Raw genomic sequence first — 23,314 nt, forward strand, 5'->3', positions numbered from 1 at the left:
CTAGTGCGCTTCCGCCTCGGCCAGTTCCGGTTTAACCGGTTTTTTGACGACTTTTTCCTGCAAATACTGGAAGATCACGTACAGTACGGGTATTACGAACACACCGAAGATCACCCCGGTAAGCATGCCGCCCACGGCACCGGTACCGATCGAACGGTTACCGAGCGCTGACCCACCGGTTGCACGCATCAGCGGCAAAAGGCCCACAATGAATGCGAACGAGGTCATCAGGATCGGGCGCAGACGCAAGCGCGACGCTTCCAATGCGGAGTCGACAATGCTCATCCCCGCCTCGCGGCGCTGAACGGCGTACTCGATGATCAGGATCGCGTTTTTCGCGAGCAGACCCACGAGCATGATCAAACCGACCTGCACGTAAATGTTGTTTTCAATGCCCATCCAGTTGATGAATACCATCGATCCGAATACACCCAGCGGGATTGTCAGGATCACGGCCAGCGGCAGGATGTAGCTTTCGTACTGTGCTGCGAGCAGGAAGTATACGAATACCAAACTCAATACGAAGATCAGAATGATCTGCGAGCCCGAGTTGATCTCTTCACGCGTCATACCGGTCCATTCCGTTTTGTAATTGTTCGGCAAAACCTTGTCGGCGGTTTCCTGCACGGCGCGGATGGCGTCACCGGTACTGTAACCCGGTTTCGGCGTTCCGTTGATCATTACGGCATTGTACAGGTTGTTGCGGGTCACGGTTTCAGGCCCGAATACGCGTTTCAAACTCACAAGCTGGTTGGCCGGCACCATTTCACCTTCGGTGTTTTTAACATAAATACCATCCAGCGACTGCGGGTTCTGGCGGTACAGCGGGTCGGCCTGCGCCATCACGCGGTAGTACTTACCGAACCGGTTGAAATCCGACACGAAACTTGAACCGTAGTAGATTTGCAGCGTTTGCAGCAGGTCGTTCACAGGTACATTCAGCTGTTTGGCCTTGGCATTATCGATTTCCAGCTGAAATTGCGGGTTACCGGTTGCGAAAGTAGTGAATGCATAAGCGATTTCAGGACGCTGCATCAATGCGCCTAGGAATGCGTTGGTCGTCGTGCTGAGCTTTTCCAAAGAACCGTTTCCACGGTCTTGGAGCATAAACTCGAAACCACTGACGTTACCGAACCCGTCCACGGTAGGGAAGGTGAAGAAGAACGCATTCGCGTCGTTCACCGACCGCACCTGCTGCGACATCATCCCTACGATCTGGTTAAAGTCTTGTACCTCACCGCGTTCCTCTTTCGGTTTCATGCGGATGAACCCTACCCCGTAAGGCGACGCGTTCGAGTTGGAAATGATGTTCATACCTTCCACGATGTAGCGGTGGTCGGCGATCGGCGACTTTTTCACAATGCTGTCCACCTGCGCCATCGCTTTCGACGTGCGGTCGAGCGAGCTGCCCGGAGGCGTGTTGAGCGCGTACAGGAGAAAGCCCTGATCTTCGGTAGGAATGAAGCCGGTAGGAGTCGTTTTGGTCAGCCAGAACGTCGTGCCCGAGATCACGATCAGCCCAACGATGGTTACCCATTTCTGGCGGATCAGGAATTGCAGGCTTTTCACGTAGCGGCCCGTCATCGATTCGAAACCTGCATTAAATGCGGCAAAGAAGCGGGCTGCAAAACCCTTGCGTTTACCGTCATGCCCTTCTTCCGCATGCGGATTTTTCAGGAAAAGCGCAGTAAGCGCAGGACTGAGTGTCAACGCGTTCAATGCGGAAATGAGAATGGCGATGGCCAATGTAAATGCAAACTGCCGGTAAAATACCCCCGCTGGTCCCTGCATGAAACCAACCGGTACGAAAACCGCGGCCATGACGAGGGTGATTGAAATGATCGCGCCCGAAATCTCATTCATGGACTCGATAGTGGCGGGCTTGGCGCCCAGGTTCGTTCGTTCCATTTTCGAGTGGACGGCCTCGACGACGACAATGGCATCATCCACCACGATACCGATCGCGAGTACCAACGCAAAGAGAGTCAGGAAGTTGATCGTAAATCCGAAGAGCTGCATGAAGAAGAACGTACCGACGATCGCCACCGGTACCGCAATGGCCGGGATCAATGTCGAACGGAAATCTTGCAGGAATATGAATACGACGATAAATACGAGGATGAATGCTTCCAAAAGCGTCGAACGGACCTGGTTGATCGACTCGTCGAGGAAGTCCTTCGAGTTGTACATAATGGTCGTTTTCAGTCCTTTGGGGAGCGTTTTAGAAAATTCGCCCACGAGTTTTTCGGCCTGGATCAGGATGTCGTTGGCATTAGTACCGGCGGTCTGGAACACAGCCACACCGGACGATGCGTTACCGTCGAGTTTACCATTGGAAGAATAGGTGTAAGAACCGAACTCAACCCGTGCAACGTCTTTGAGGCGAATGACGGAACCATCGCTGTTTGCCTTGATGATAATGTCCTCGTACTCTTTGTTTTGCGTGAGTTTTCCTTTGTATTTCAAAACATATTCAAAAACCTCTTTACTCGCTTCGCCCAGACGGCCCGGAGCGGCTTCAAGGCTCTGCTCGCGGATGGCGCCGGTCACTTCCTGAGGCGAAAGTCCCAATGCCGCCAGGCGGTCGGGTTTGAGCCAGATGCGCATCGAGTAGTCACGCGTGCCGAACGGCTGCGCCTGACCGACCCCCGGTATACGTTGGAGCTGAGGTACGAGGTTTATTTTAATGTAGTTCAAAAGGAACGTCTCGTCGTAAGTGCTGTCTTCGCTCGAAAGCGCCACAAACATGATGATCGAGTTCTGCTGCTTTTGCGTAGAGATACCGGCTTGCACTACTTCCTGCGGAATCTGGCTTACAGCTTTTGAAACGCGGTTTTGAACGTTCACCGCGGCGATATCAGGGTCGGTACCCTGTTTAAAGTACACGTTCAGGGCCATGGTACCGTCGTTGTTGGACGACGACGTCATGTAGGTCATATTCTCGACCCCGTTCACGGCCTCTTCAATGGGCGTCGCTACGGCGCGGGCCACCACCTCGGCATTCGCACCCGGGTATACTGCGGTTACCTGTACGGTAGGCGGCGCGATATCGGGGAATTTGGTGATGGGCAGTGTGGTAAGCGATATGATCCCGAGTAGTAATATCAGGATGGATATTACCGTCGAAAGGACGGGCCTTTCAATAAATTTCTGAAACATAAAATTTGGATTTGTCCCCGTTCGCGGGGCTCATTTTCGAGTGTTTTGGCAAAGCGGGAGCTGGCCATCGCATTTTGCAACGCGATGGTGCTCAGTCAATTGGTGTAGATAGTTGTAAACCTTTTGCGCCCTGGTACTTAAATCGGGTTGGCGTGCAGCAGGCTGTCCATCGACATTTTCTGCGGCGCAATGGCCATTCCGTCTCTAAGCCTGTCCATACCGGCGTATACGATCTTTTCACCCGGCTTCAAACCTTTGGAAATCAGGTAGTAGCGTCCGCTGCGGTCTGCAACCGTCACGGGGCGGCCTTCCACTTTGTTGCTGTCGAGCACGGTGTAAACGAACACCTTGTCCTGCAATTCGAAAGTCGCTTCCTGGGGGATCAGTACCGATTTCGCGAGCTTGTGCGGAATACGGATCCTGCCTGTATTTCCGGAGCGCAGCAAGCCGTTCCCATTCGGGAAAGTCGCGCGGAAGTTGATCGCCCCCATGGTCTTATCGAATTGGCCTTCAACGATTTGGACTTTTCCTTTTTGCGGGTAAACGCTGTTGTCGGCGAGTACCAGTTCCACAGCCGGGATCTGTTTGATCTTCTGTTCGATGGTGTTGCCGTCAAATTCCTGCTTGAAATCGAGGAAATCCAGCTCGCTCATCGAGAAGTATACGTGAATGTCTTTCGTTTCGGAAAGGACGGTCAGCGCGTCGGTGGTACCTTTGCCCACGAGGCTGCCGGTTTTGAACGGAATCGTTCCGATATAGCCGTCGGCCGGTGCCGTAATGGAAGTGTACCCCACGTTGATCTTCGCGGCATCCACGGCAGCCTGCGCCTGGGCAACATTCGCCTTCGCGGCATCATATGCAGCCTTCGCAGTTTTCAGCTGAACGTCGGAAACAACTTTGTTAGCAACTAGCGGTGTTAGTTTCTCCACGTTGATCGAAGCGCTTTCGAGTGAAGCCTTTGCCGATTGGAGAATCGCTTTCGCATTGTTCAGCTGCTCGGCGTATGGCCGGGCATCGATATGGAAAAGCACTTGACCTTTACGGACATAAGCACCCTCGTCGACAGAGATACGATCCAGGTAACCATCCACCTGCGGGCGGATTTCGATATCTCGGCTACCCTGAATGGAAGCCGTAAACTCACGGTGCGAAGTAACTTCGTGGTCGCTCACCTCTAACACCGGTAGCGCCTGGGCGGGCGGTGCGGTAGCGGGCGCGTTGGCAGTGGACGATCCGCAGCTGTAAATTGCAGCGGAACCTGCGGCTAGAAATAGGAGTGCAGTTAGCCTTTTTGCTGTTTTTAATTGGACCTTTTTCATGGATGTGGACTTCTTTTGCGGTGATAATCAGTTAATTATGAATAGGTAGTGAAGTTATTATTACTAACGGTGTTAACCTAGTGAGAAAAAAATAATCAGAGGTTTTTGATGAAAGCGTCAACAGATTCGTCCATTACTTTTTTGTTCATTTGAGAGTCGTCGATATCGGAGCAGCGCATCATAACGATTGAAATCAAGCCGTGCAGTACCGACCACAACGCATGAATTTTAAAGCAAGTTTCCTCTTCTGAATTTTTTTTCTCTTTTACGATTCCCTCGATGGCTTCACCGATGTGGTCCCGGAAGCTGTTAAATTCCGGTTTCGCCTTGCCCGGGCTTGAACAGGGCATTCCCAAACCGTACATGAGCTGATAGTATTCGGGATTTTTAAATGCAAAGTTCCAGTAAGTTTCGGCATGGGCCCTTAGCCGTTCTTCCGGTTCCGCGTATTTGCGCTTGTCTTTTTCCAGCAATCTATCGAGTAACCGGAAACCATCCATAGAAAGTTCAAACAAGATCGCTTCTTTATTTTCGAAGTGATCGTAGATCACCGGTACGCTGTATTCAATGGCATCGGCTATCTTCCTGATCGACAGTGACTGCCAACCTTCTTCCTTGACCAATTGCAAGGCTACCGCCAGGATATTGGTCCGCATATTTTCTTTCTGCCGTATTTTTCGTTCGAGGATTCCCATGGTAATTCAAGATTTACCTAACGATGTTAGCAAAGGTACTGCGGGTTTTTCACAATAACAATCCGCCGGCCGGTAACATCCCGGTTACCTTCGCTTGTCCGGTGTTCGACTAAAACCATGCCGGGCGCATCTGCGTTTCGGGCTTGTCAGCGGTCGACTGCCTGGGCCACAGGCATTTCTGCCGTTCCGAACAGCCTTTCCGCCATCTTATGATCGTGCCCGTACACATCTTTCCGGAATTGCAGATTCCCGTGCTGGTCCACCCACGACGTGAAATAGCCGATAAAAACCGGGATTTCGTTCTTCCCGCGCAGGCGCACGTACTTTTCTTTGCCCGCATTCATGGCAGCGGTAATTTTCTCGCTCGTCCAGGTACTATCGCGTCGCAGCAGCCATTCCGCCATTTTTTTCGGCTCCGACAGCCGGATGCAGCCGTGGCTGAATGCCCGCTGGCTTTCGTTAAACAGGCTTTTACTCGGCGTATCGTGGAAATAAATGCTGTAACTGTTCGGGAACAAAAACTTGACCAGCCCAAGCGAATTCGACTTGCCCGGTTTTTGCCGCACCGAGCCGCCGTTCCATTCCATATTGTGGCGTGCCAGGTAATTCGGGTTCTTTTTAATGCCGGGCAAAACTTCTTTTTTAAGGATGCTGGCAGGCACGTTCCAGTACGGACTAAATACGATTTGATTTAATGTACCTGAAAAAATGACAGTACCATTAGCCTCGGAACCCACGACAACCACCATATCGAATGACAATTTGCCAGCTTCATAGGCGTGCAGCGTAAATTCAGGGATGTTCACCAAAATGTAGTCTGTCGGCGGGGCGGCAGGCATCCAGCGAATGCGCTCCATATTGATCAGCATCTGCCGGATGCGGCTACCGATCGGGACGTTCAGCTCCTTAAAAAATGCGGGGCCGGTGACGCCGGTTTGCTTCTGGCCCACGCGCTGCTGGAAGTGCTTCACGGCGCTGGTCAGGGTGGTGTCGAACAGTTTGGTACTATCCGGCCCGGGCAGGTCGCCGAGCAAATGCAGCCGGTTTTTCAGGGTTACAATCAGCGTGTCGCGGTCGCCCTCGCGGAATTTCTTTTCCGTATCCACGGTGGCGGGTTCGCCGTTCTGTGTGATCGAGTAGTATTGTAAGACTTTCTCTTTCAGAAGGTTATAGTGTCTGTTCACAGGCTCGTAAGCGGCCACGTTCTGTCCTTTGTTCTTTAAAAGCGAATCCAGGAAAACCTCCGGATTGAGTTTCCGGCGGGGAATAAACCAGTTGAGTTCCTGGGTGTTAATACGGTGATCGCCGGAATACGCGCGGTCGGTATAGCGGAAAAACTGCTCGGTGAGCGCCAGTTCCGTATCGATGACGAGCTGATTATCCGGGCTGATTTTTTTCAGCTGAGAAAGGGAATCGATGGCCTTGTCGAGCGCCGCATTATACAGCGAACTATCGCCCGAATAATGAATGAAATCATTGCGCAAACTCCTGAAAATAGGCACGAACTCGGCCACGCCATCGGGGAAAAACCACGCGTACTGGTAATTCCGGTGGTTGTAGAAACTGCGCAGCTTGGCCGTAAGGCTATCGTCGAGTGTATGCGCGGACACGTACGAGGCAAGCGCCGCGGTATCGATAAAGAGCTCGGTGAAAGAGTTTTCGACGGTAATGGTCGTATCTCGTTTGGCGATTTCCGTTTTGTGCTCTGCCGTTTTGCGACAAGCCGCGCCAGCCACCGCCAGGATCAGGAACAATGCGATTTTCTTCATGCTGAAATAAGGTCGTGGACACGTCCAATATAATCGCTTTACCGTTAGAAATCCCATTTCTACCGAAGGATTATCAAATTGTCGACCCCTATTCCGCCAACCTATATTAGCGGAAGATTTGGTTTTTTGTTGTTGATTCCTGCCCGGACACCACGGCCCCCAGCCCGGTTCCGGGCTTTTTTATGGGGGTATTAATTACCCCAGCACCCCTAACCGCATGGCTACCTTGGTCAATCCCACCACATTCTTCACGTGCAACTTCTGGAACAGGTTCCGCCGGTGGGTTTCTACCGTTTTGATGCTGATAAAAAGCTCCGCAGCAATGCGGGATGTGGAATATTCACGGGCGACGAGGGCCAGGATCTCCATTTCGCGCAGGCTGAGCGGGTGGTCGGTTTCAGTGGTTGTTCCGAAATCGCGGTGAGGAGCGGTGAGTGCGGCGAGATTTTGCATGATACGCTGGTCGAAATAGATCTGTCCGCGGGCAATGGCCCGGATGGCGCCGTACCACTCGTCGGTGTCGGAAGCGGCATCGAGAATGGCGCTTACGCCTGCGCACACGAGATCGCGGATGTCGGAGAGCGCGCCGCCGGGGCGGAAGACGGCAAAACGCAGGCCCGGGCAGGTTTTGCGTAAGTGGGTGATGCGCGACGGCAGCTTTTCCATGTCATAGTCAAACACGACAACCAGGTGGGCGGCATCCAGCACCGGGCAGGGCAGGTCCGGTAAGTCGCGAAGGGTAGCCGTCAGGTGAATGCCGGATTCTCGCCCGAACCACGCGCTCAAAGCCTCGCGCTCGACCGGATAGGGATGTATCAGCAGGGTTTTTAAGGGTGTTTGGGGCATCATCGCTTGCGGCTCGGAATGTTTTTTCAAACATACACGGCCAGGCGGTAGCGGATCAACCGGCAATCGACGACCTGCATTTTAAATCGACGGATGCGCGGATTAGATTTTTATTATAATATGTAATAGGCATTACACGGATGCCCGATTCGCATTTTCTTTGCAAAGTTTTCCATTACACCAATTCAACGGACCATGACGCTCCTCAGTTTTGCCCTTCGGATCAAGGAAGTGAGGGATTTGCAGAATTCCTACGCTGCCACGCGCGACATTAATATCCTCGCTCGCCTGAAAGATATGGAGAAAGAGCTGGATAGGCTGATTCACAGCATAGTAACAACTCCACGTAACCCCTTCTGACACTACTTGCCCGCGGCGCGAAACTAAAACCTTCGCGCCGCGCTGGTATATGGCGAAGTGCTGTCCGTCATTCGCATACGGCTGTAAAATTCCCGCGGAATCCAGATTTTCGTCAGCTTTGCTCAATAACATGGAAGGATATCAAAAATGAAGTGTGTGGTGAAAGGACGAACCTAACAAAACCATGGCAGCCTGTTGCAATCGCTTTATCCTTCGGTAGCTTTTTTTCAATGTTTATCCAAACTCAACACGTCCTGAGCTAAGTATAATTTCACTAGACCATTGTTTTTGTTGTGACTTGAAATTTCAATTGTCTGTTCATTTCAATCCAGCAAAACCATGTCCCACTCCCGTCGCGATTTTCTTCATACTGCCTCCGCAATAGCGGCTGGTGCCGGCCTTTCGGCTATTGTTCCTTCGTCGGTTTCTGCATTGGCGTCTGTGCCGGCGGCTGACAAGATCCGCATCGGGGCTATCGGGGTGAATGGGATGGGTTGGGCGGATTTGAATGCGATCCTCAAAAATCCGGGCACGGAATGCGTGGCGCTTTGCGATGTCGATAAGAATGTGCTCGACAAACGTGCCGCCGAGCTGGCGAAGGGCGGCAGTTCCAAAATCAAGACTTATGGCGATTACCGGCAGCTGCTGGCCGACAAGGATGTGGATGCGGTGGTGATCGGTACACCCGACCATTGGCATTGCCTGATGATGGTCGAAGCGTGCCAGGCGGGCAAGGATATATATGTAGAAAAGCCGATCGGGAATTCCATCGCCGAATGCCGGGCGATGGTCGCCGCACAGCAGCGCTATAACCGCGTGGTGCAGGTGGGCCAATGGCAGCGGAGCCAGAAACATTTCCGTGACGCCATCGAATTCGTGCATTCCGGGCAGCTCGGAAAAATACGGCTGGTGAAAGTCTGGGGTTATTTTGCGTGGGTGAACCCGATCAGCAAATTGCCGGATGGTACCCCGCCCGCCGGTGTCGATTACAATATGTGGCTCGGCCCGGCGCAGAAGCGGCCGTTCAACCCCAACCGTTTCCATTTCAATTTCCGCTGGTTCTGGGATTATGCCGGCGGACTCATGACCGACTGGGGCGTGCATTTGCTCGACTACGCTTTGCTGGGCATGAAAGCCGCCAATCCAAACAGCATCATGGCGGCCGGCGGCAAGTTTGCCAACCAGGATTCCGGCGCCGAAACGCCCGATACGCTCACAACCGTGTTTGAATTCGACGACTTCAATATCCAGTGGGAGCACGCGATGGGCATCGATGGTGGCCCCTACGGCCGTCAGCACGGCATTGCCTACATCGGCAACAACGGCACGCTCGTGCTGAGCCGCGACGGCTGGGAAGTGATTCCGGAAGGCAAGCGTATGGAGGCCGTTCCGTTCCGCAAATCCGAAGATAATGGGCTCGACCTGCACGCGAAAAACTTTATCGAAGTAGTCAAATCCCGCAAAATGACCGATCTGAATGCGCCGATCCAGGTCGGTTCCGACATTGCCGTGTTTTCGCAAATGGGCAATATCGCTTACCGAACGGGCAAGAAAATTTATTGGGATAAGGAAAAAGGGAAATTTACCGATGCCGAGGCCAACAAACTCATCGCGAAAGAATACCATAATGGCTATAAGCTGCCGTCTGTTTCATGATTTTTTGTATTTCAATCATGAGAAGCGCACTTCCGGCGGCGGGGACCTGTTCGGTATAGGGTGCTTTTTGCCATTGCCCGCCTGCTATGAATGAGAGACAAAAACGCCTCAGGGAACGACGGCTCATCAAGCTTTCGATCATTACCGGTTCGGGTTTCACGATCTGGGCCATTGTCGTAGGGATTCTCGGCGATTCGAAATCGATCATTTTCGATGCCCTTTTTTCTATGGTCGGCATCAGCCTGTCAGGCGTGTCGCTGCTGGTAAACAACTTCGTACGAAAGCCCGACGACGACGATCTTCCGTTCGGACGCGCGCAGTTCGAGCCGTTTTCGATGACGCTCCAATCGGCAGTGATCATCTTCCTCTGTTTGTATTCGCTGGCCACGTCGGTCATGGACATTATCGCCGGTGGCAAGTCTGTCGAGCTGGACATTGCCTTGCCTTACCTGATCGCCTCCATCATAGGTTGTTTTTTGCTATGGCTGTATTTCCGGAGAATGGCGCTGCAGATCCGGTCGGAATACTTGCGCATCGAAGCCACCGAATGGCAGCTCGATGCCCTGCTGAGTACGGGCGTGCTCGTGGTGCTGTCGCTGGGCTATTTCCTGCGCGGCACCTCACTGGCATTTCTCATCCCGTACCTCGACCCCGGCATGGTCATCATCATTTCCCTGCTTTTCCTGCGGATTCCGGTGGGGACATTCTGGAAAAATATCCGTGAACTCCTGCAATTCGCACCGGACGACGAGGTGGAAGAAATGATCCACCAGGAAGCGGAGGGCATTTCTAAGCGCTACGGTTTTATCGATGAATATGTGCGCGTAGCGAAAACGGGCGGCAGCTACACGATCGAAATCGATTTCCTGCTCCCGGAAGCGCTCGCGCATACGCAGGTGAAGGAGCTGGACGGGATCCGGCAGGAGCTGTACGACCGCATCCGCGGCGAGTACAAAATGTGGCTCACGATTTCGTTCACCACCGAGCGGAAATGGATGATATGAGCTTTACCGCAGCCGCCCTAGCTGCATTTGTTTAGGTGTAATGCCGAACTTCCTTTTGAATGCCTGGATAAAATTGCTCCCGTTGGCATAGCCGACGGCCTCCGCCACTTCCTCCACGGTAAGGCCGCTATCCAGCATTTGCCGCGCATGCAGCATTCTTTTTTCGTGGATCAATTCATATACACTCGTGTTGTACCGCTGCCTGAACCCTTCCCGGATCTGGTGCTCCGAAAGCGGCGAATGGGCGGCAACATCTTCCAGCGAATGCGTCGTGAGGTAATGGATATTCAGGTATTCAAATATTTCGTCCAGGTGGCGTGCGGCGTCCGGGCGCAGCTGGCCGACTGTTTTTTCCTCGCGGTACTGCTGCAATTGCAATGCGAGCAGTTCGAGGATCTTGCCGTTCAGGTACATTTCAGAAAGATCGTCGGCGACGGGCACGTGCAGGATGCGTTGCAGGACGGCGTGCATTTCAGCGCTTACGGGGGCCGATTTGCTGAAAAGTGCGAACGACTGGCCTTGTTCCAAAGCGGTTTCCAGCTTCTTCACCGGGCTGCCGTTTTGTTGTAAAAATTGAAGTAAATGCTCTTTTTTGAGGATCAGCGCCAGGTACTCGAAGCCTTTCTGGCGGTTATAGAAAATATCGGAATCGAAATTTTCGGAATAGTAAATATTGTACTCCGCGGGACGCAGCGGGTGTTCGCCCGGAATGTCGCGGAAGCGGGCATTGGAATGGCCGGCCAGCTGGAAATGCAGGCTGATATGCGGGTCGCTTTTCATACCGCGGATCTGCATATCCTCCATGAAATCGGCCTGGAAGCGGATAATGCCGAAATTCCGGGCATAAATATTCTTCACGCGATGGTTCACGAAAGGTATTCGAGGCGCATCGTGCTCGAAGGTATCCACCGATGGCTGCGAAAGAAACTTCCTGCCCGCGATCTCCCGGTACGATTCATTATCAATGATATAGGCCATGCACAAATTTCAATGTTTTTATCGGCTATCCCAATATTTTTCGATACCGGGCGCACATACCTTTGCAGGAAAATCGATTCGATCATGGCTATTTTGGTAACAGGCAGCGCAGGGCATTTGGGCGAGGCGCTGATGCGCACCTTCCGCGCGCAGGGCACCGCCGCCACCGGGCTGGACATTCAGCAGTCGCCCTACACCGACCTCGTCGGCAGTATTACAGACCGGGATTTTGTACACAAAGCCATGCAGGGCATCCGTACCGTCATCCATACCGCTACCCTGCACAAGCCGCACGTGGCGACGCACAGCAAGCAGGATTTCGTGGATACCAATATCACAGGCACGCTCAATTTGCTCGAAGAAGCGGTTTTACAAGGCGTTTCGGCATTTTTGTTTACCAGTACCACCAGTACATTCGGCGCAGCCATGAACCCCGCCGAAGGCGAGCCGGCCGCCTGGATTACCGAAGACGTGATCCCGCAGCCCAAAAATATTTACAGTGTCACCAAACTCGCTGCGGAAAGCCTCTGCGAGCTTTTTCACCGGAAAAGCAAGCTGCCGGTATTGATCCTGCGCACCTCGCGCTTCTTCCCCGAAGACGACGACAACGCCGAGACGCGGCGCCTGTTCGAAACGTCCAACGTGCAGGCATTAGAACTCCTGTACCGCCGCGTCGACATGGCCGATGCCGTTACGGCGCATTTATCAGCCATGGAAAAAGCCGGTCCGATCGGGTTCGGCAAATACATTATTTCGGCCACCACGCCGTTTTTGCCGGCGCATTTGCCGCAACTGCACGTCAATGCGCCGGAAGTGATCCGCTCGGTGTACCCTGAATGCGAGGAGCTATTCGACGCGCGGGGCTGGAAAATTTTCCCGGAAATCGATCGGGTGTATGTGAACGAGCGCGCACGGCGCGAGCTGGGGTGGGCGCCTGCGTACGACTTCGCGCATGTGCTGCGGTGCCTGCGCGAGGGGGCGGATTTCAGAAGCCCGCTGGCGCGCGAGGTAGGAAGCAAAGGGTATCATGAGCAGGAGTTCGACGAAGGGCCGTTTCCGGTGGAGTAATGGCGCGAAGCCCCTGCTTCGCGCCATTACATTACATATTCAATGCCCCGCGCCCGGAGGCCGTCAGGAACGCCTCTTTCAACGCTTCCGCGTAAGTGGGATGGGCGTAGGAGATCGTAGCCGAGGCGAGATCGGTGATTTCATATTCCATGATGGTCACGGCCTGTGCGATCAGGTCGGCGGCGCGGGCCCCGATGATGTGGACGCCCAGCACTTCGCCGTATTTAGGATCGGAAAGGACCTTGGCAAAGCCCGAGGTATCACCCGCAGCGCGGCCCCGGCCGCTCGCCGAGAAGGGGAATTTGCCTTTGTTATAAGGAATGCCCTGCGCTTTCAACTGCTCCTCCGTGAGCCCTACGCTCGCCACTTCCGGCCAGCTGTACACGACGCCCGGAATGCGGTCGTAATTGATCTCGTGCGCATGGCCGTGAATGCCTTCCACCGCCGCAATGGCCTCGTCCTCCGCTTTGTGGGCGAGCATCGCGCCTTTGATCACATCGCCGATGGCGTACACGTTGGGCGCGGCGGTCCGGAAGGCGGTATTAGTTACAATGCGGCCGCGGTCGTCTTTCTGGATCGACGTGTTTTCCAGGCCCAACCCTTCGGTATAAGGTCGACGGCCTACGGCCACCATGCAGTAGTCGGTCGTTATTTCCTGCTGTTTCTGGTCCGCGCCGGTGTATTTGACGGTCACTTTTTTACCGTCGCTCACGGCCGAATCGACGCGCTGGCTGAGCAGTACGTCGATGCCCGATTTGGTCAGGATTTTTTTGAGTTCGGTGGTGAGCTCCTTGTCCATCGTCGGTACAAGGTTGGCGGCGTACTCGATAATGGTCACTTTTGTGCCGAGGCGCGCATATACGGAGGCCATTTCGACCCCGATCACCCCGCCGCCGATCACCGACATCGTGGCCGGGATCTCGTTCAGCGACAATGCTTCGGTGGAGGAAATAATGCGTTTCTTGTCGATCACCGCATTGGGCAGGGAAATGGGCTTGGAACCGGTGGCGATGATCGTGTACTTGCTCTGGTACTCCTGCTCGGCGCCGTCGGCCGCTTTCACGGCAATGCGGTCATCGGAAACGAACCGCGCCGTGCCGTAGATGACGGCGATCTTGTTCTTTTTCATGAGGAAGTTGATGCCCGACACATTCTGGGACACGACCTCGCTTTTACGCCCGAAAAATTGCTTCACATCGAGCGAAAGCCCTTTTACCTGGATACCGAAGCTGGCAAAACGTGTTTCGGCGTCGTGGTAATGTTCGGAGCTGTCGAGCAGGGCCTTGGCGGGGATGCAGCCCACATTGGTGCAGGTGCCGCCCAGGCTGTTGTACTTTTCGATAATGGCTGTTTTGTAGCCCAGCTGTGAGGCCCGGATGGCCGCGGTGTACCCGCCCGGCCCGGAGCCGATAACGATCAGATCGTAGTCCTGGTTAATCATGGTAGTGGAAATTACCTGGTAGTAATGAGTGATGATTCAAAATCCGCCCAATGTAGTATTTCCGGCCGATAGTTTCAATGGTTGCTTAGCGGGTGTTGTTGCTCGCTTCAATCACCGGCAGCACAAACTGCCAGGCCGGATTGGCAGGCTCCTGATGTTCTTTCAAGACGATTTCGTCGAATTTTTTGAGGATATCCGCGTGTTTTGCTGCCACGTCGGTCGTCTCGCTGCGGTCGGTGCGGAGGTTGAAAAGCTGCCATGCATTGCCGGGATTCTTGCGCAGGTCCGTTTTGACGCCCTTCCAGTCGCCCATGCGGATAGCGATCTGGCCGCCTTTTTCGGGGTATTCGAAATAGAGGTAAGCGTGCTTTTTCTGGCGATTGGTTTGGCCTAGCAATTCCGGTAAAAACGAAATGCCGTCCGTCGCTGGGGCAGACTGGCCGGTTAGTTCCGCCAGGGTCGCCAGCAGGTCGTACTGAACGGAAATGTGATCGCTCACACGTCCGGGTTTGATTTTGCCGGGCCAGCGGGCGATGAATGGCTCGCGGATACCGCCTTCGTACACATCCATTTTCAAACCGCGCAACCCGGCCACGCTGTTGAAGAACTGCGCATTCACACCGCCGTTGAAAGTAGCGCCGTTATCGCTGCTGAACATGACGATCGTGTTGTCGTCCAGCCCCAGGGCTTTGAGTTTATCGAGAATAATGCCCACCTGGTCGTCCAGATAGGTAATCATCGCGGCATAGGTCGAGAGCGGATATTGGGTGGAAGCATACCCCTTTTCCCCGTAGTAGGGTTTTTCATCAAATTGCCCGACATATTTTTTGACATAATCATCGGGCGCCTGCAATGACACGTGCGGAATGGTATACGGCATATACAGGAAAAACGGCCCGCCTTTGCTCCGTTCGATAAATGATAATGCCTTTTCAGTCATTTTCATGGGCGCGTATTCCTTGCCTTTGAATGAGTCGAAGTCCGCATCGGTGGCCGTAGCCGGGTCGAGCTTGCGGTGAACATCCTGCCAGGGCTGGGCAAGGGTGTCCCAGCGGTCGTTTTCCCATAAATGCGACGGGTAGAGGTTATGCGCCTGTTTCTGGTCGAGGTAGCCGTAGTAGTAATCGAAGCCCTGTTTGGTGGGCGTGCCTTCGGTGTTGTTCATGCCCATGCCCCATTTGCCTGTAAGGGCGGTGGCGTAGCCTTGCTGTTTGAGCAGTTCGGCCACGGTGAATTCTTTCGCGGGCAGCGGCATTTGGCCGCGTTCCTCGTCGTCGCGAAAAGTGCCGAGCTCGAAGTTGCCGCGGATGGCCGAGTGTCCCGCGTGTTTGCCCGTCATGAGCATCGCGCGTGCGGGTGCGCATACGGGCGTACCTGTATAATGCTGCGTGAAGCGCACTCCTTCGCGGGCGAGCCGGTCGAGATTGGGCGTTTTGATCTTCTGCTGGCCGTAGCAGCCGAGTTCCCCGTAACCGAGGTCGTCGGCGTAGATGTAAATGATATTGGGTAAACGGCGGTTTTGGGCGCTGGCGCCGGCATCAATAAGGATTAGCAGGATCAGAAGGTTCAGGAATCGCATGGGGCGTGGTTTAAGAGCGGGCGGAATTTAACCAAAATTTAACCACGACAGCGGGCAGCGATTCAAAAACATACCTTGCTATATTTGTCGCTGCAATTAATACTAAACCCATATGTCTGAAAAAGCCGATCCGGCCACTCCCAAGCAACCGGGCATATTCAGCCTCGTGGCTCCGTACAAAGGGTTGATCATCCTGCTGCTGCTATCCGCATTGCTCAGCAATGGCGTGAACCTGTGGCTGCCGAAACTGGTCGCCGACGGCATCGACGACTATACGCACCAACGCTTCGACCTGCATACGACACTCGTCGAATTCACCGCCGCCGTGATATTCGTGTTTGTATTTGCCTACGTGCAAAGCATTATCCAGACCTACGCTTCCGAAAAAGTAGCTCGCGACCTGCGTACGCGGCTGTCGGACAAGATCTCGCGGCAAAGCCACGCATTTATCGAGCATACTACCGCCGCCAAGCTCCTGACCAACCTCACGGGCGATATCGATTCCATTAAACTGTTCGTCTCGCAGGCGATCGTTGCCATCGTTTCTTCCATATTCATCATCCTGGGCGCCAGTGCATTGCTGCTGAGCATTAACTGGAAACTGGCATTAACGGTCCTGGCGATCATTCCCGTCATCGGCGGGATGTTCGCGTTTACCCTGAAGAAGGTACGGTCGCTGTTCGTACAAAGCCGCGAGGTGATCGACTGGCTCAACAAGATCATCAACGAGAGTATCCTGGGCTCGGCGCTGATCCGCGTCGTGAACTCGCAGCAGCTGGAATATGCCAAATTTTTGGAGGCCAATACCAAAGCGAAAGGCTTCGGACTGGCTATCCTGAGCCTCTTTGCGGGGCTGATCCCCGTGGTAACGTTTACCGCCAACCTGTCCATGCTGACGATCCTCGTCCTGGGCGGGCATTTCGTGATCGAGGGCGATATGACGCTCGGAAGTTTTGCGGCATTCAACAGCTACCTCGCCATCCTGATATTCCCCATCCTCGTCATCGGTTTCATGAGCAATGTCATTGCGCAATCCACAGCCTCGTTTCAGCGCATTTCGGTCGTGCTGAATGCCGATGATCCGGTGGAAAAGGGCACTTCGAAGGCATTGCTGGAAGGGCGCATCGAACTGCGGAACGTAACGGTGCGCTACGGAGAGAAACCTGCTTTGAAGGATGTGAGCCTGGCAATCGGCGCCGGGTCACGCATTGCCGTTATCGGGCCTACGGCAGCGGGAAAAACGCAGCTGCTTTACCTGCTCACGGGCCTGAACCGCCCGCAGGAAGGCACCGTCGAATTCGACGGGTATCCGATCGACCATTACGACAGCGAGTCGTTCCACCGGCAGGTCGGTTTCGTGTTTCAGGACAGCATTATATTCAATATGAGTATCCGCGAAAACATCGCGTTCAGCACGACCGTCACGGACGAATCGCTGCAACGGGCGATCGATACCGCCGAGCTCACCGCATTTATCGAAACCTTGCCGGAAGGCCTGGATACCGTCGTTTCGGAGCGTGGGGCAAGCCTTTCGGGCGGGCAAAAACAGCGGATCATGCTCGCGCGGGCATTGGCGATGAACCCGAAAGTGCTGCTCCTGGATGATTTCACGGCACGCGTGGATACCCATACCGAAAAGAAAATCCTGGCGAACGTGGAGCGGAATTACCCCGGCATTACACTCATTTCGGTGACCCAGAAAATCGCGGCGATCGAGCATTACGACCAGATTGCCGTGCTTATGGAAGGCGAGCTCATCGGCTGCGGCACCCACGAGGAACTGATGCAGACGAGCCCTGAGTACGTTCAGATTTACAATTCGCAACAAAGTACCAGCAACTATGAAGTACGATCTTAACAAACTTTCGGAGGAACAGCAGAAAACTTCCACCATGAAGGGGCTCGGAAAGTTGCTGACGCTGATCTCCCACGAACGCGGAAACCTCACGCTGGCGATAGGGGCCATTACGCTCAATACGGCCGTGAATTTGTTCGGGCCGTACCTGATCGGCCATGCGATAGACCGGTACGTGGTGACGAAGCAGTTCCACGGGCTGCTCGTTTTTGGCACCATTCTGCTGGCGATGTATTTGCTTGGACTTGCTACGGCCTACCAGCAAACCAAGCTGATGGGCGGGGTAGGGCAACGCCTGCTCTTTACGCTCAGAAATGCCATTTTCAACAAGTTACAGCAACTGCCGGTCGCGTTTTTTAACCAAAACAAGGCCGGTGACCTCATTTCGCGCGTCAACAATGATACCGATAAATTGAACCAGTTTTTCTCGCAATCGCTCATGCAGTTTATCGGGAGCATTTTCACGATGCTGGGGGCGGGGATATTTTTATTGGTGATTAATGTCAAACTCGGCGGGGCAGCGCTGGCACCGGCTGTGGTGATCCTGATATTTACATTGGTACTATCGCCCTGGGTGAAGTCGGCCAACGCTAAAAACCTGAAAAGCACGGGTGCATTGAGCGCGGAAATCCAGGAGAGTTTGAACAATTTCAAAGTCGTGATCGCCTTCAACCGCCGGGATTATTTCCGGCAGCGCTTCCAGGTGGCAAACCTCGATAATTACCGCACGGCCATCCGCGCAGGTCTGGCGAACAACATTTTTCTGCCTACATATTCCTTTTTTTCCAATGTGGCGCAGCTGGTGGTGCTCACCTACGGCATTTACCTGATCAGCGTCGGCGAATTCAGCGTGGGGTTGCTCGTGAGTTACCTGGCCTACGCGGTGAATTTTTACAACCCGCTACGGCAGCTGGCGGCATTGTGGGCGAGTTTCCAGGTGGCAATGGCCGGCTGGGACCGCATATCGCAAATCCTCGCGCTCGAAACCGACCTCGTGCCACTCGCCGGGACCACGCACGACGCGGACGGCGCGTTGCTCGAATTCCGCGATGTACGTTTCGGCTACGACAGCCGCGAAATCCTGCACCAGGTCAATTTCAAACTTGAACGCGGCAAAACCTACGCACTCATCGGCCCGACCGGCGGCGGCAAAACCACCACGGCCTCGCTCATCGCCCGCCTGTACGACCCGCGCGAAGGTACCGTCCTGCTCGACGGGCGCGATATCCGCACGTACACGCCCGAAGAGCGTACGCAGAAGATCGGTTTCATTTTGCAGGAGCCGTTCCTGTTTTCGGGCACGATCCGTGATAATATCCTGTACGGCAACGAGCAGTTGAAGGAGTATTCCAATGCAAAGCTGGAAGAGGTGATCCGCAGCGCTAACCTGGGCGAGATCCTCGCATTGTTCGAAGACGGCCTCGAAACAAAGGTATCCGCTACCGGCGACAGCACGAGTCTGGGCCAGAAGCAGCTCATCGCATTCATGCGGGCCGTTTTGCGCAGCCCCGAGCTTCTGATCCTCGACGAAGCCACGGCTAATATCGACACGGTGACAGAAAAGCTCCTCGGCGACATCCTGAAACAGCTCCCCGCCTCCACCACGCAGGTCATCATCGCCCACCGCCTCAACACGATCGAAAACGCCGACGAAATCTTCTTCGTCAACTCCGGCGAAGTAAACCGCGCCGGCTCGCTCGACGACGCGATGACGATGTTGCTGAAGGGGAATAGGGCTAGCTAGTCGCCACCGGGATATCCTGCAACAAAACCCACATCGCCTCCCGGCAGATCTTCTCCGCGTCGAGTTGGGGGAGAAAGCTTTCGTGCGAGCAGAAGGACAGGTTCATCCGGCCGTTGAACGTGCTTATTACCAGCGTGTTGGGGTTGCGCCAGGGGAACCCCACGGAGGGGCTGTGGATTGCCCTCACACGGAATGTGTTGTAAGAAGCCGGTATGTCGAGGACGCCCATGTTCGAGATGGTGATGTCGTGGCTGCCCTTCGTGGCGCGCATGTGCCGAAGGAGCGCGGGGGTGGAATTGTGGAAATATTCGGTGACGAATATCATTTCCGCCGCGTCGATTTTTCCGGTTTTTTCGACCAGCATTTGTTTCAGGTGCCGCGCTTCGTCCCAGAAGCGGGTTTGGCCGTCTTTGGGCGTGATCGACAATTCTACGATCGGCGCAAATGCGAACAAATGGTCGCGGCCGATTTCGGGCAGGTACCGGCGGATATCGACCGGACTGATGACCTTGTTGCGCGATTCTTTACCTCTCACTGCATGGTGCGCCAGCAGCGATGCCGTGCACAATGCGGCCTGGACGGTCGTTTGTTCTTCCTTGCATTTGCTGACCAGCGCTGAAGTCGTTTCGCGGTCGAGCGTGTGGGTGAGATAGTAATATTTGCCGGTGCGGGCGACAGGCTGCGGATTAAGAACAAAAAACAGGCCTTTCGCCAGCCAGGAGAATGCTTTGCCTTTCCAATGGATGATTTTATTGGTACTAATTTCCGTTGGCACAATCGATCCTGCCGATTGAAAACCTTCATAGGGCTGTAATTCCAGATCGGGATCGTCGAGCAGCGTGAGCAGTTCGCGCATGAGCGTCACGAACCCGGAGCCGTCGCAGACGCAATGCGGGCATACGAGCAAGAGGTTGGAGAGGGTGTCGGATTTCAGCCAGATGAGTCGTGCTGCCGGGTCTTTTTCCAGGTTGAATTGCCTGTGCCATTCGCGCAGACTTATTTCCTGCCACTGTATGTCGGATGTCCGCTCGATGATCTCGATCGGGATCTGTGAAATATCCGGATTGGTGACGAATGCCGGGACATTTTTCTCGTTTCGCTGCACATTCACGCGTAGTAATGGATGCCTGTTTTGTATTTTGACAAGCGCATTTGTCATTTGCTGGAAAGAAAAATTTCCTTCCAAAGTGGCTGCAAAAACGCAGTTGACCGCCGCCAGGCCGTCGGCGTACATGATTCGCTCCCCGACAATCATTTGTCTGTTCATCTCAATCCGGAATGGTGATGGGTATGGGTTCCAATAATTGCTTGCTGAGTAATGCCATCGCCATGTCGGCGATTTGCCGGCTATCCATTTTGGCGAGATAGCCCTCTTCGGAGTGAAATGCGAAATCCATGCGCCCGCCGAATGTCGATACCGACACCTTCGACGGATTCCCCATCGGAAAACGCGAAAGCGGGCTGCGTACTTCGGTAACCCGCAAAGGGCCGTAGGTATCATTTAATGGAATACGGCCTATGTTGGCAAATGCGAAATCATGTCCTCCCTTTCCCGCTCTGGCATACCGGATGCTGCGCGGGTACAGCGGTACGAGGTATTCGCTGAAAAACAATAGTTTAGGCGCGTCGGTTTGCCCAATTTGTTTGTAGAGCTTCTCTTTCAGCGCGTTTGCCTGCACCCGGAAGCTGCCGGTGTCACCCGGCGTTTTTAACCCCGCCATCGACGGGAATGCAAACAAATGGTCGCGCGCGATTTCCGGTAAAAAGCGGCGCATATCCACCGACGAGAACATCCGTCCGCTCGTGCGCACGCTGCGTGCCCGTTCGAATGCACGCATGAACGCTAGGATCAGCGCGGCGTTGAGGTTAATGTCCTTTTGCTTGCAGGCGGCCAGCAATGCAGCTGTTTCATCTTCGCCGAGCTTCCAGCGGATGGTGTAGAACCGGTCTTTGACGACGGGTTTCATCCACGAAACCGCCAGCAGGAACAGGCTGGTAATGCCTGCGACCGCCTTTCCGGCCAGCCGGTTAAAGGCATTGCGGCGAATGGCATCCGGTACCAGCCGCTCGGGCGAAAAGGCCGCGTAGGGCCGAAGCTCGGTGAGCGGGTCGGCGAGGCATTCGAGCAGCTCGCGCATGAGCGTGATGATGGACGTGGCGTCACCAATGCAGTGGTGGCAGACGAACAGCAGGTCCGAAATGCCGTGAGAGCGCAGCCATACGACGCGCGCAAGCGGTGTGTGCGGTTTATCAAACGGGGTGCCCCATTCGGTGTCGGTTTCGGCTAGCCAGGTATTTTCAGCATGCCTCTCCGTGACCCGCAGCGGAATGGGTGCGATCCCATCGTCGGTGATGTACCAGGGAATCCCGTGGGCGTCGGCTTCTACCGCGACACGCAGGAATGGGTGTTTTTGCTGGATTTTCTGCAATGCATTACGCACGTCGCCCTCTTCGAAATGCCCGGTTACCTGAACGGGGAACACGACGTTCACGGGTGTGTCCGCGCCCGCGTACATGGAAGCTTCCAGGAAACCCATTCTTCTTTTCATAAACGCACGGGGTCGGGCTCGGTAACGGTTTCAAAGAGGATTTTCATCGCTATGTCGCGGATTTGCAGGGCCGTTTCGCGCGGGAGAAATTGCTCGTTGGAGACAAATGAAAAATCCATTTGTCCGCCGAAAGTGGTGGTAATGATCGTATTAGGGTTTGCGAACGGGCCGATGACCGTGGGGCTGTAAATCGTATCGACCCTGAAATGCCGGTATTGGGCCGGAATATCGAGCTTGCCCATGTTGGAAAACATGAAGTCGTTGCCCACCTTGGCATAGGTCAGAAACCGGCGGAGCTTGTGCACAGAGCCGTGCGAAGCCTCCATGATCATCGTAAATTCATACGGGTTCAGCTTGGCCATTTGTGCGGAAACGTGTGTTTGTAATGTTTTCGCTTTTTCCCAGAAACTGTTTCCGATCGATTGCGCGAGCCCGATATTCAATGCAAGGCCGTAGGAAAAGAGCATATCGCGCTTCACTTCGGGCATGTACCGGCGAATATCCACCGGGCAGGTGGCCTTACCATGCGCCCCGGCGCCGTTGACAGTTTTGAATGCTTCCAGCAAGGCCAGCCCGATAGCGGTATTGACCGTCACTCCTTCTTTTTTACAATAGCCAAAAAGGGCCTTCGACCGCTCCGCATCCAGTTTCCAGTTGATCAGATAGTCGGTTGCGCGCGGTGCCGGTTTTGTTTTGGTTGAAATAAACAATGAGCCCAGGGAAAGCCCGGCATGTACGAGGGCGGCAGATAGCCTTGCCTTGAAACGGTTTCGGCGGCTGTTCAGGATTTCGGCGGGTACCAGCTCGCTGATGCTTTGGAACGCGGGTGCTTTGCCGATGTCGGCCTGTGGGTCGTCGAGCAATGCCAGCAGATCGGTGAGGAGCGCCACGCCAGAGCCGCCGTCGCACATGCAATGGTGGAAGGCCATGATGAGGTCCGAGACCCGATCCGAGCGCAGCCAGGCAATGCGCAGCAGGGGGCCATTGGCTATATCAAACGACTTGCCGAGTTCATGAACGGTTTCATGGTTCCAATCCTCGTCGCCGGTCCTTTCTATGATCCGCAGCGGGATGGCGGGGCGGGCCATTGGCATGTGGAAATAGGGCCTTCCGTGCGCATCGATGCCGATTGCCGTACGCAGCATCGCGTACTTTTCCTGCAAGCGGGCCAATGCGGCCGTCAGTTGTCCGGCGTCGAGATCGCCAGTGATTTTCAGTGCATAAACGCCATGAAATGGCTCCGAACCGTCGCCGAACAGCACTCTTTCCAGGAAAAGCAGGTTGCGTTTCAT

The 23,314-nt window shown here is 54.4% G+C and carries 17 protein-coding genes; 6 read left to right on the forward strand and 11 right to left on the reverse strand.

Translation table 11 applies throughout. From position 1 onward, the window contains the following. The 5 genes from H144_RS0105270 to H144_RS0105290 form a co-directional block, all read right to left on the reverse strand. The gene (locus H144_RS0105270; RefSeq protein WP_019940997.1) at positions 1-3,159 is read right to left on the reverse strand and encodes an efflux RND transporter permease subunit; all 3,159 of its coding nucleotides are present in this window, start codon (positions 3,157-3,159) and stop codon (positions 1-3) included. A 137-nt stretch (positions 3,160-3,296) separates the two neighbouring features. Then, on the reverse strand, positions 3,297-4,478 hold the full coding sequence (locus tag H144_RS0105275) for an efflux RND transporter periplasmic adaptor subunit (protein WP_019940998.1): 1,182 nt from the start codon (positions 4,476-4,478) through the stop codon (positions 3,297-3,299). Positions 4,479-4,573: 95 nt separating this feature from the next. After that, complete coding sequence (locus tag H144_RS0105280) at positions 4,574-5,173, reverse strand: TetR/AcrR family transcriptional regulator (RefSeq protein WP_019940999.1); 600 nt, start codon at positions 5,171-5,173, stop codon at positions 4,574-4,576. 146 nt (positions 5,174-5,319) lie between these two features. After that, positions 5,320-6,942, reverse strand: a complete 1,623-nt coding sequence (locus H144_RS0105285) for a L,D-transpeptidase family protein (RefSeq protein WP_019941000.1) — start codon at positions 6,940-6,942, stop codon at positions 5,320-5,322. Between the two features lie 195 nt (positions 6,943-7,137). Then, entirely contained in the window at positions 7,138-7,791 is a 654-nt protein-coding gene (locus H144_RS0105290) for a helix-turn-helix transcriptional regulator (RefSeq protein ID WP_157504447.1), read from the reverse strand. Between the two features lie 192 nt (positions 7,792-7,983). Between H144_RS0105290 and H144_RS34220 the strand changes: the two genes are divergently transcribed. The 3 genes from H144_RS34220 to H144_RS0105305 all read left to right on the forward strand — a co-directional run bounded on the left by H144_RS34220 (position 7,984) and on the right by H144_RS0105305 (position 10,808). Then, entirely contained in the window at positions 7,984-8,148 is a 165-nt protein-coding gene (locus H144_RS34220; protein ID WP_157504449.1) for a hypothetical protein, read from the forward strand. Between the two features lie 339 nt (positions 8,149-8,487). After that, a complete protein-coding gene (locus tag H144_RS0105300) occupies positions 8,488-9,804 on the forward strand; it encodes a Gfo/Idh/MocA family oxidoreductase (protein WP_026350429.1) in 1,317 nt (438 codons plus the stop codon). An 86-nt stretch (positions 9,805-9,890) separates the two neighbouring features. Then, on the forward strand, positions 9,891-10,808 hold the full coding sequence (locus H144_RS0105305) for a cation diffusion facilitator family transporter (RefSeq protein ID WP_019941004.1): 918 nt from the start codon (positions 9,891-9,893) through the stop codon (positions 10,806-10,808). Between the two features lie 3 nt (positions 10,809-10,811). Here the strand turns inward: H144_RS0105305 and H144_RS0105310 are convergent, their stop codons facing one another. Continuing rightward, positions 10,812-11,786 (reverse strand): helix-turn-helix transcriptional regulator, encoded by a 975-nt coding sequence (locus H144_RS0105310; protein ID WP_019941005.1) that lies wholly within the window; start codon positions 11,784-11,786, stop codon positions 10,812-10,814. Positions 11,787-11,870: 84 nt separating this feature from the next. On the opposite strand from H144_RS0105310, the gene H144_RS0105315 reads away from it, so the two are divergent. Further along, positions 11,871-12,854, forward strand: coding sequence for an NAD-dependent epimerase/dehydratase family protein (locus H144_RS0105315; protein WP_026350430.1), 984 nt, complete (start codon positions 11,871-11,873; stop codon positions 12,852-12,854). 31 nt (positions 12,855-12,885) lie between these two features. Here the strand turns inward: H144_RS0105315 and lpdA are convergent, their stop codons facing one another. Together lpdA and H144_RS0105325 are read right to left on the reverse strand one after the other, a co-directional pair. Further along, a complete protein-coding gene (lpdA, locus tag H144_RS0105320; RefSeq protein WP_019941007.1) occupies positions 12,886-14,295 on the reverse strand; it encodes a dihydrolipoyl dehydrogenase in 1,410 nt (469 codons plus the stop codon). 85 nt (positions 14,296-14,380) lie between these two features. Further along, positions 14,381-15,874 (reverse strand): arylsulfatase, encoded by a 1,494-nt coding sequence (locus H144_RS0105325; protein WP_019941008.1) that lies wholly within the window; start codon positions 15,872-15,874, stop codon positions 14,381-14,383. A 112-nt stretch (positions 15,875-15,986) separates the two neighbouring features. On the opposite strand from H144_RS0105325, the gene H144_RS0105330 reads away from it, so the two are divergent. Further along, positions 15,987-17,732, forward strand: a complete 1,746-nt coding sequence (locus H144_RS0105330; protein ID WP_019941009.1) for an ABC transporter ATP-binding protein — start codon at positions 15,987-15,989, stop codon at positions 17,730-17,732. After that, on the forward strand, positions 17,716-19,473 hold the full coding sequence (locus H144_RS0105335) for an ABC transporter ATP-binding protein (protein WP_019941010.1): 1,758 nt from the start codon (positions 17,716-17,718) through the stop codon (positions 19,471-19,473). Before H144_RS0105330 ends, H144_RS0105335 begins: the two co-directional genes overlap by 17 nt. On the opposite strand, the gene H144_RS0105340 is transcribed toward H144_RS0105335, so the two are convergent. Genes H144_RS0105340 through H144_RS31440 form a run of 3 tightly spaced genes read right to left on the reverse strand, consistent with a single transcriptional unit; the run spans position 19,466 to position 23,314 of the window. Continuing rightward, positions 19,466-20,740, reverse strand: coding sequence for a condensation domain-containing protein (locus H144_RS0105340; RefSeq protein WP_033402365.1), 1,275 nt, complete (start codon positions 20,738-20,740; stop codon positions 19,466-19,468). The genes H144_RS0105335 and H144_RS0105340 overlap by 8 nt on opposite strands. Before the next feature lies 1 nt (position 20,741). Beyond that, on the reverse strand, positions 20,742-22,022 hold the full coding sequence (locus tag H144_RS0105345; protein WP_019941012.1) for a condensation domain-containing protein: 1,281 nt from the start codon (positions 22,020-22,022) through the stop codon (positions 20,742-20,744). Beyond that, entirely contained in the window at positions 22,019-23,314 is a 1,296-nt protein-coding gene (locus H144_RS31440) for a condensation domain-containing protein (protein WP_019941013.1), read from the reverse strand. Before H144_RS31440 ends, H144_RS0105345 begins: the two co-directional genes overlap by 4 nt.

Source organism: Dyadobacter beijingensis DSM 21582, assembly GCF_000382205.1.
Lineage (GTDB): Bacteria > Bacteroidota > Bacteroidia > Cytophagales > Spirosomataceae > Dyadobacter > Dyadobacter beijingensis.

Bases quoted from the DNA above. Each gene is read 5' to 3' on its own strand.
- H144_RS0105270 (WP_019940997.1), bottom strand. From the start codon at position 3,159: ATGTTTCAGAAATTTATTGAAAGGCCCGTCCTTTCGACGGTAATATCC.
- H144_RS0105275 (WP_019940998.1), bottom strand. From the start codon at position 4,478: ATGAAAAAGGTCCAATTAAAAACAGCAAAAAGGCTAACTGCACTCCTA.
- H144_RS0105280 (WP_019940999.1), bottom strand. From the start codon at position 5,173: ATGGGAATCCTCGAACGAAAAATACGGCAGAAAGAAAATATGCGGACC.
- H144_RS0105285 (WP_019941000.1), bottom strand. From the start codon at position 6,942: ATGAAGAAAATCGCATTGTTCCTGATCCTGGCGGTGGCTGGCGCGGCT.
- H144_RS0105290 (WP_157504447.1), bottom strand. From the start codon at position 7,791: ATGATGCCCCAAACACCCTTAAAAACCCTGCTGATACATCCCTATCCG.
- H144_RS34220 (WP_157504449.1), top strand. From the start codon at position 7,984: ATGACGCTCCTCAGTTTTGCCCTTCGGATCAAGGAAGTGAGGGATTTG.
- H144_RS0105300 (WP_026350429.1), top strand. From the start codon at position 8,488: ATGTCCCACTCCCGTCGCGATTTTCTTCATACTGCCTCCGCAATAGCG.
- H144_RS0105305 (WP_019941004.1), top strand. From the start codon at position 9,891: ATGAATGAGAGACAAAAACGCCTCAGGGAACGACGGCTCATCAAGCTT.
- H144_RS0105310 (WP_019941005.1), bottom strand. From the start codon at position 11,786: ATGGCCTATATCATTGATAATGAATCGTACCGGGAGATCGCGGGCAGG.
- H144_RS0105315 (WP_026350430.1), top strand. From the start codon at position 11,871: ATGGCTATTTTGGTAACAGGCAGCGCAGGGCATTTGGGCGAGGCGCTG.
- lpdA (WP_019941007.1), bottom strand. From the start codon at position 14,295: ATGATTAACCAGGACTACGATCTGATCGTTATCGGCTCCGGGCCGGGC.
- H144_RS0105325 (WP_019941008.1), bottom strand. From the start codon at position 15,874: ATGCGATTCCTGAACCTTCTGATCCTGCTAATCCTTATTGATGCCGGC.
- H144_RS0105330 (WP_019941009.1), top strand. From the start codon at position 15,987: ATGTCTGAAAAAGCCGATCCGGCCACTCCCAAGCAACCGGGCATATTC.
- H144_RS0105335 (WP_019941010.1), top strand. From the start codon at position 17,716: ATGAAGTACGATCTTAACAAACTTTCGGAGGAACAGCAGAAAACTTCC.
- H144_RS0105340 (WP_033402365.1), bottom strand. From the start codon at position 20,740: ATGAACAGACAAATGATTGTCGGGGAGCGAATCATGTACGCCGACGGC.
- H144_RS0105345 (WP_019941012.1), bottom strand. From the start codon at position 22,022: ATGAAAAGAAGAATGGGTTTCCTGGAAGCTTCCATGTACGCGGGCGCG.
- H144_RS31440 (WP_019941013.1), bottom strand. From the start codon at position 23,314: ATGAAACGCAACCTGCTTTTCCTGGAAAGAGTGCTGTTCGGCGACGGT.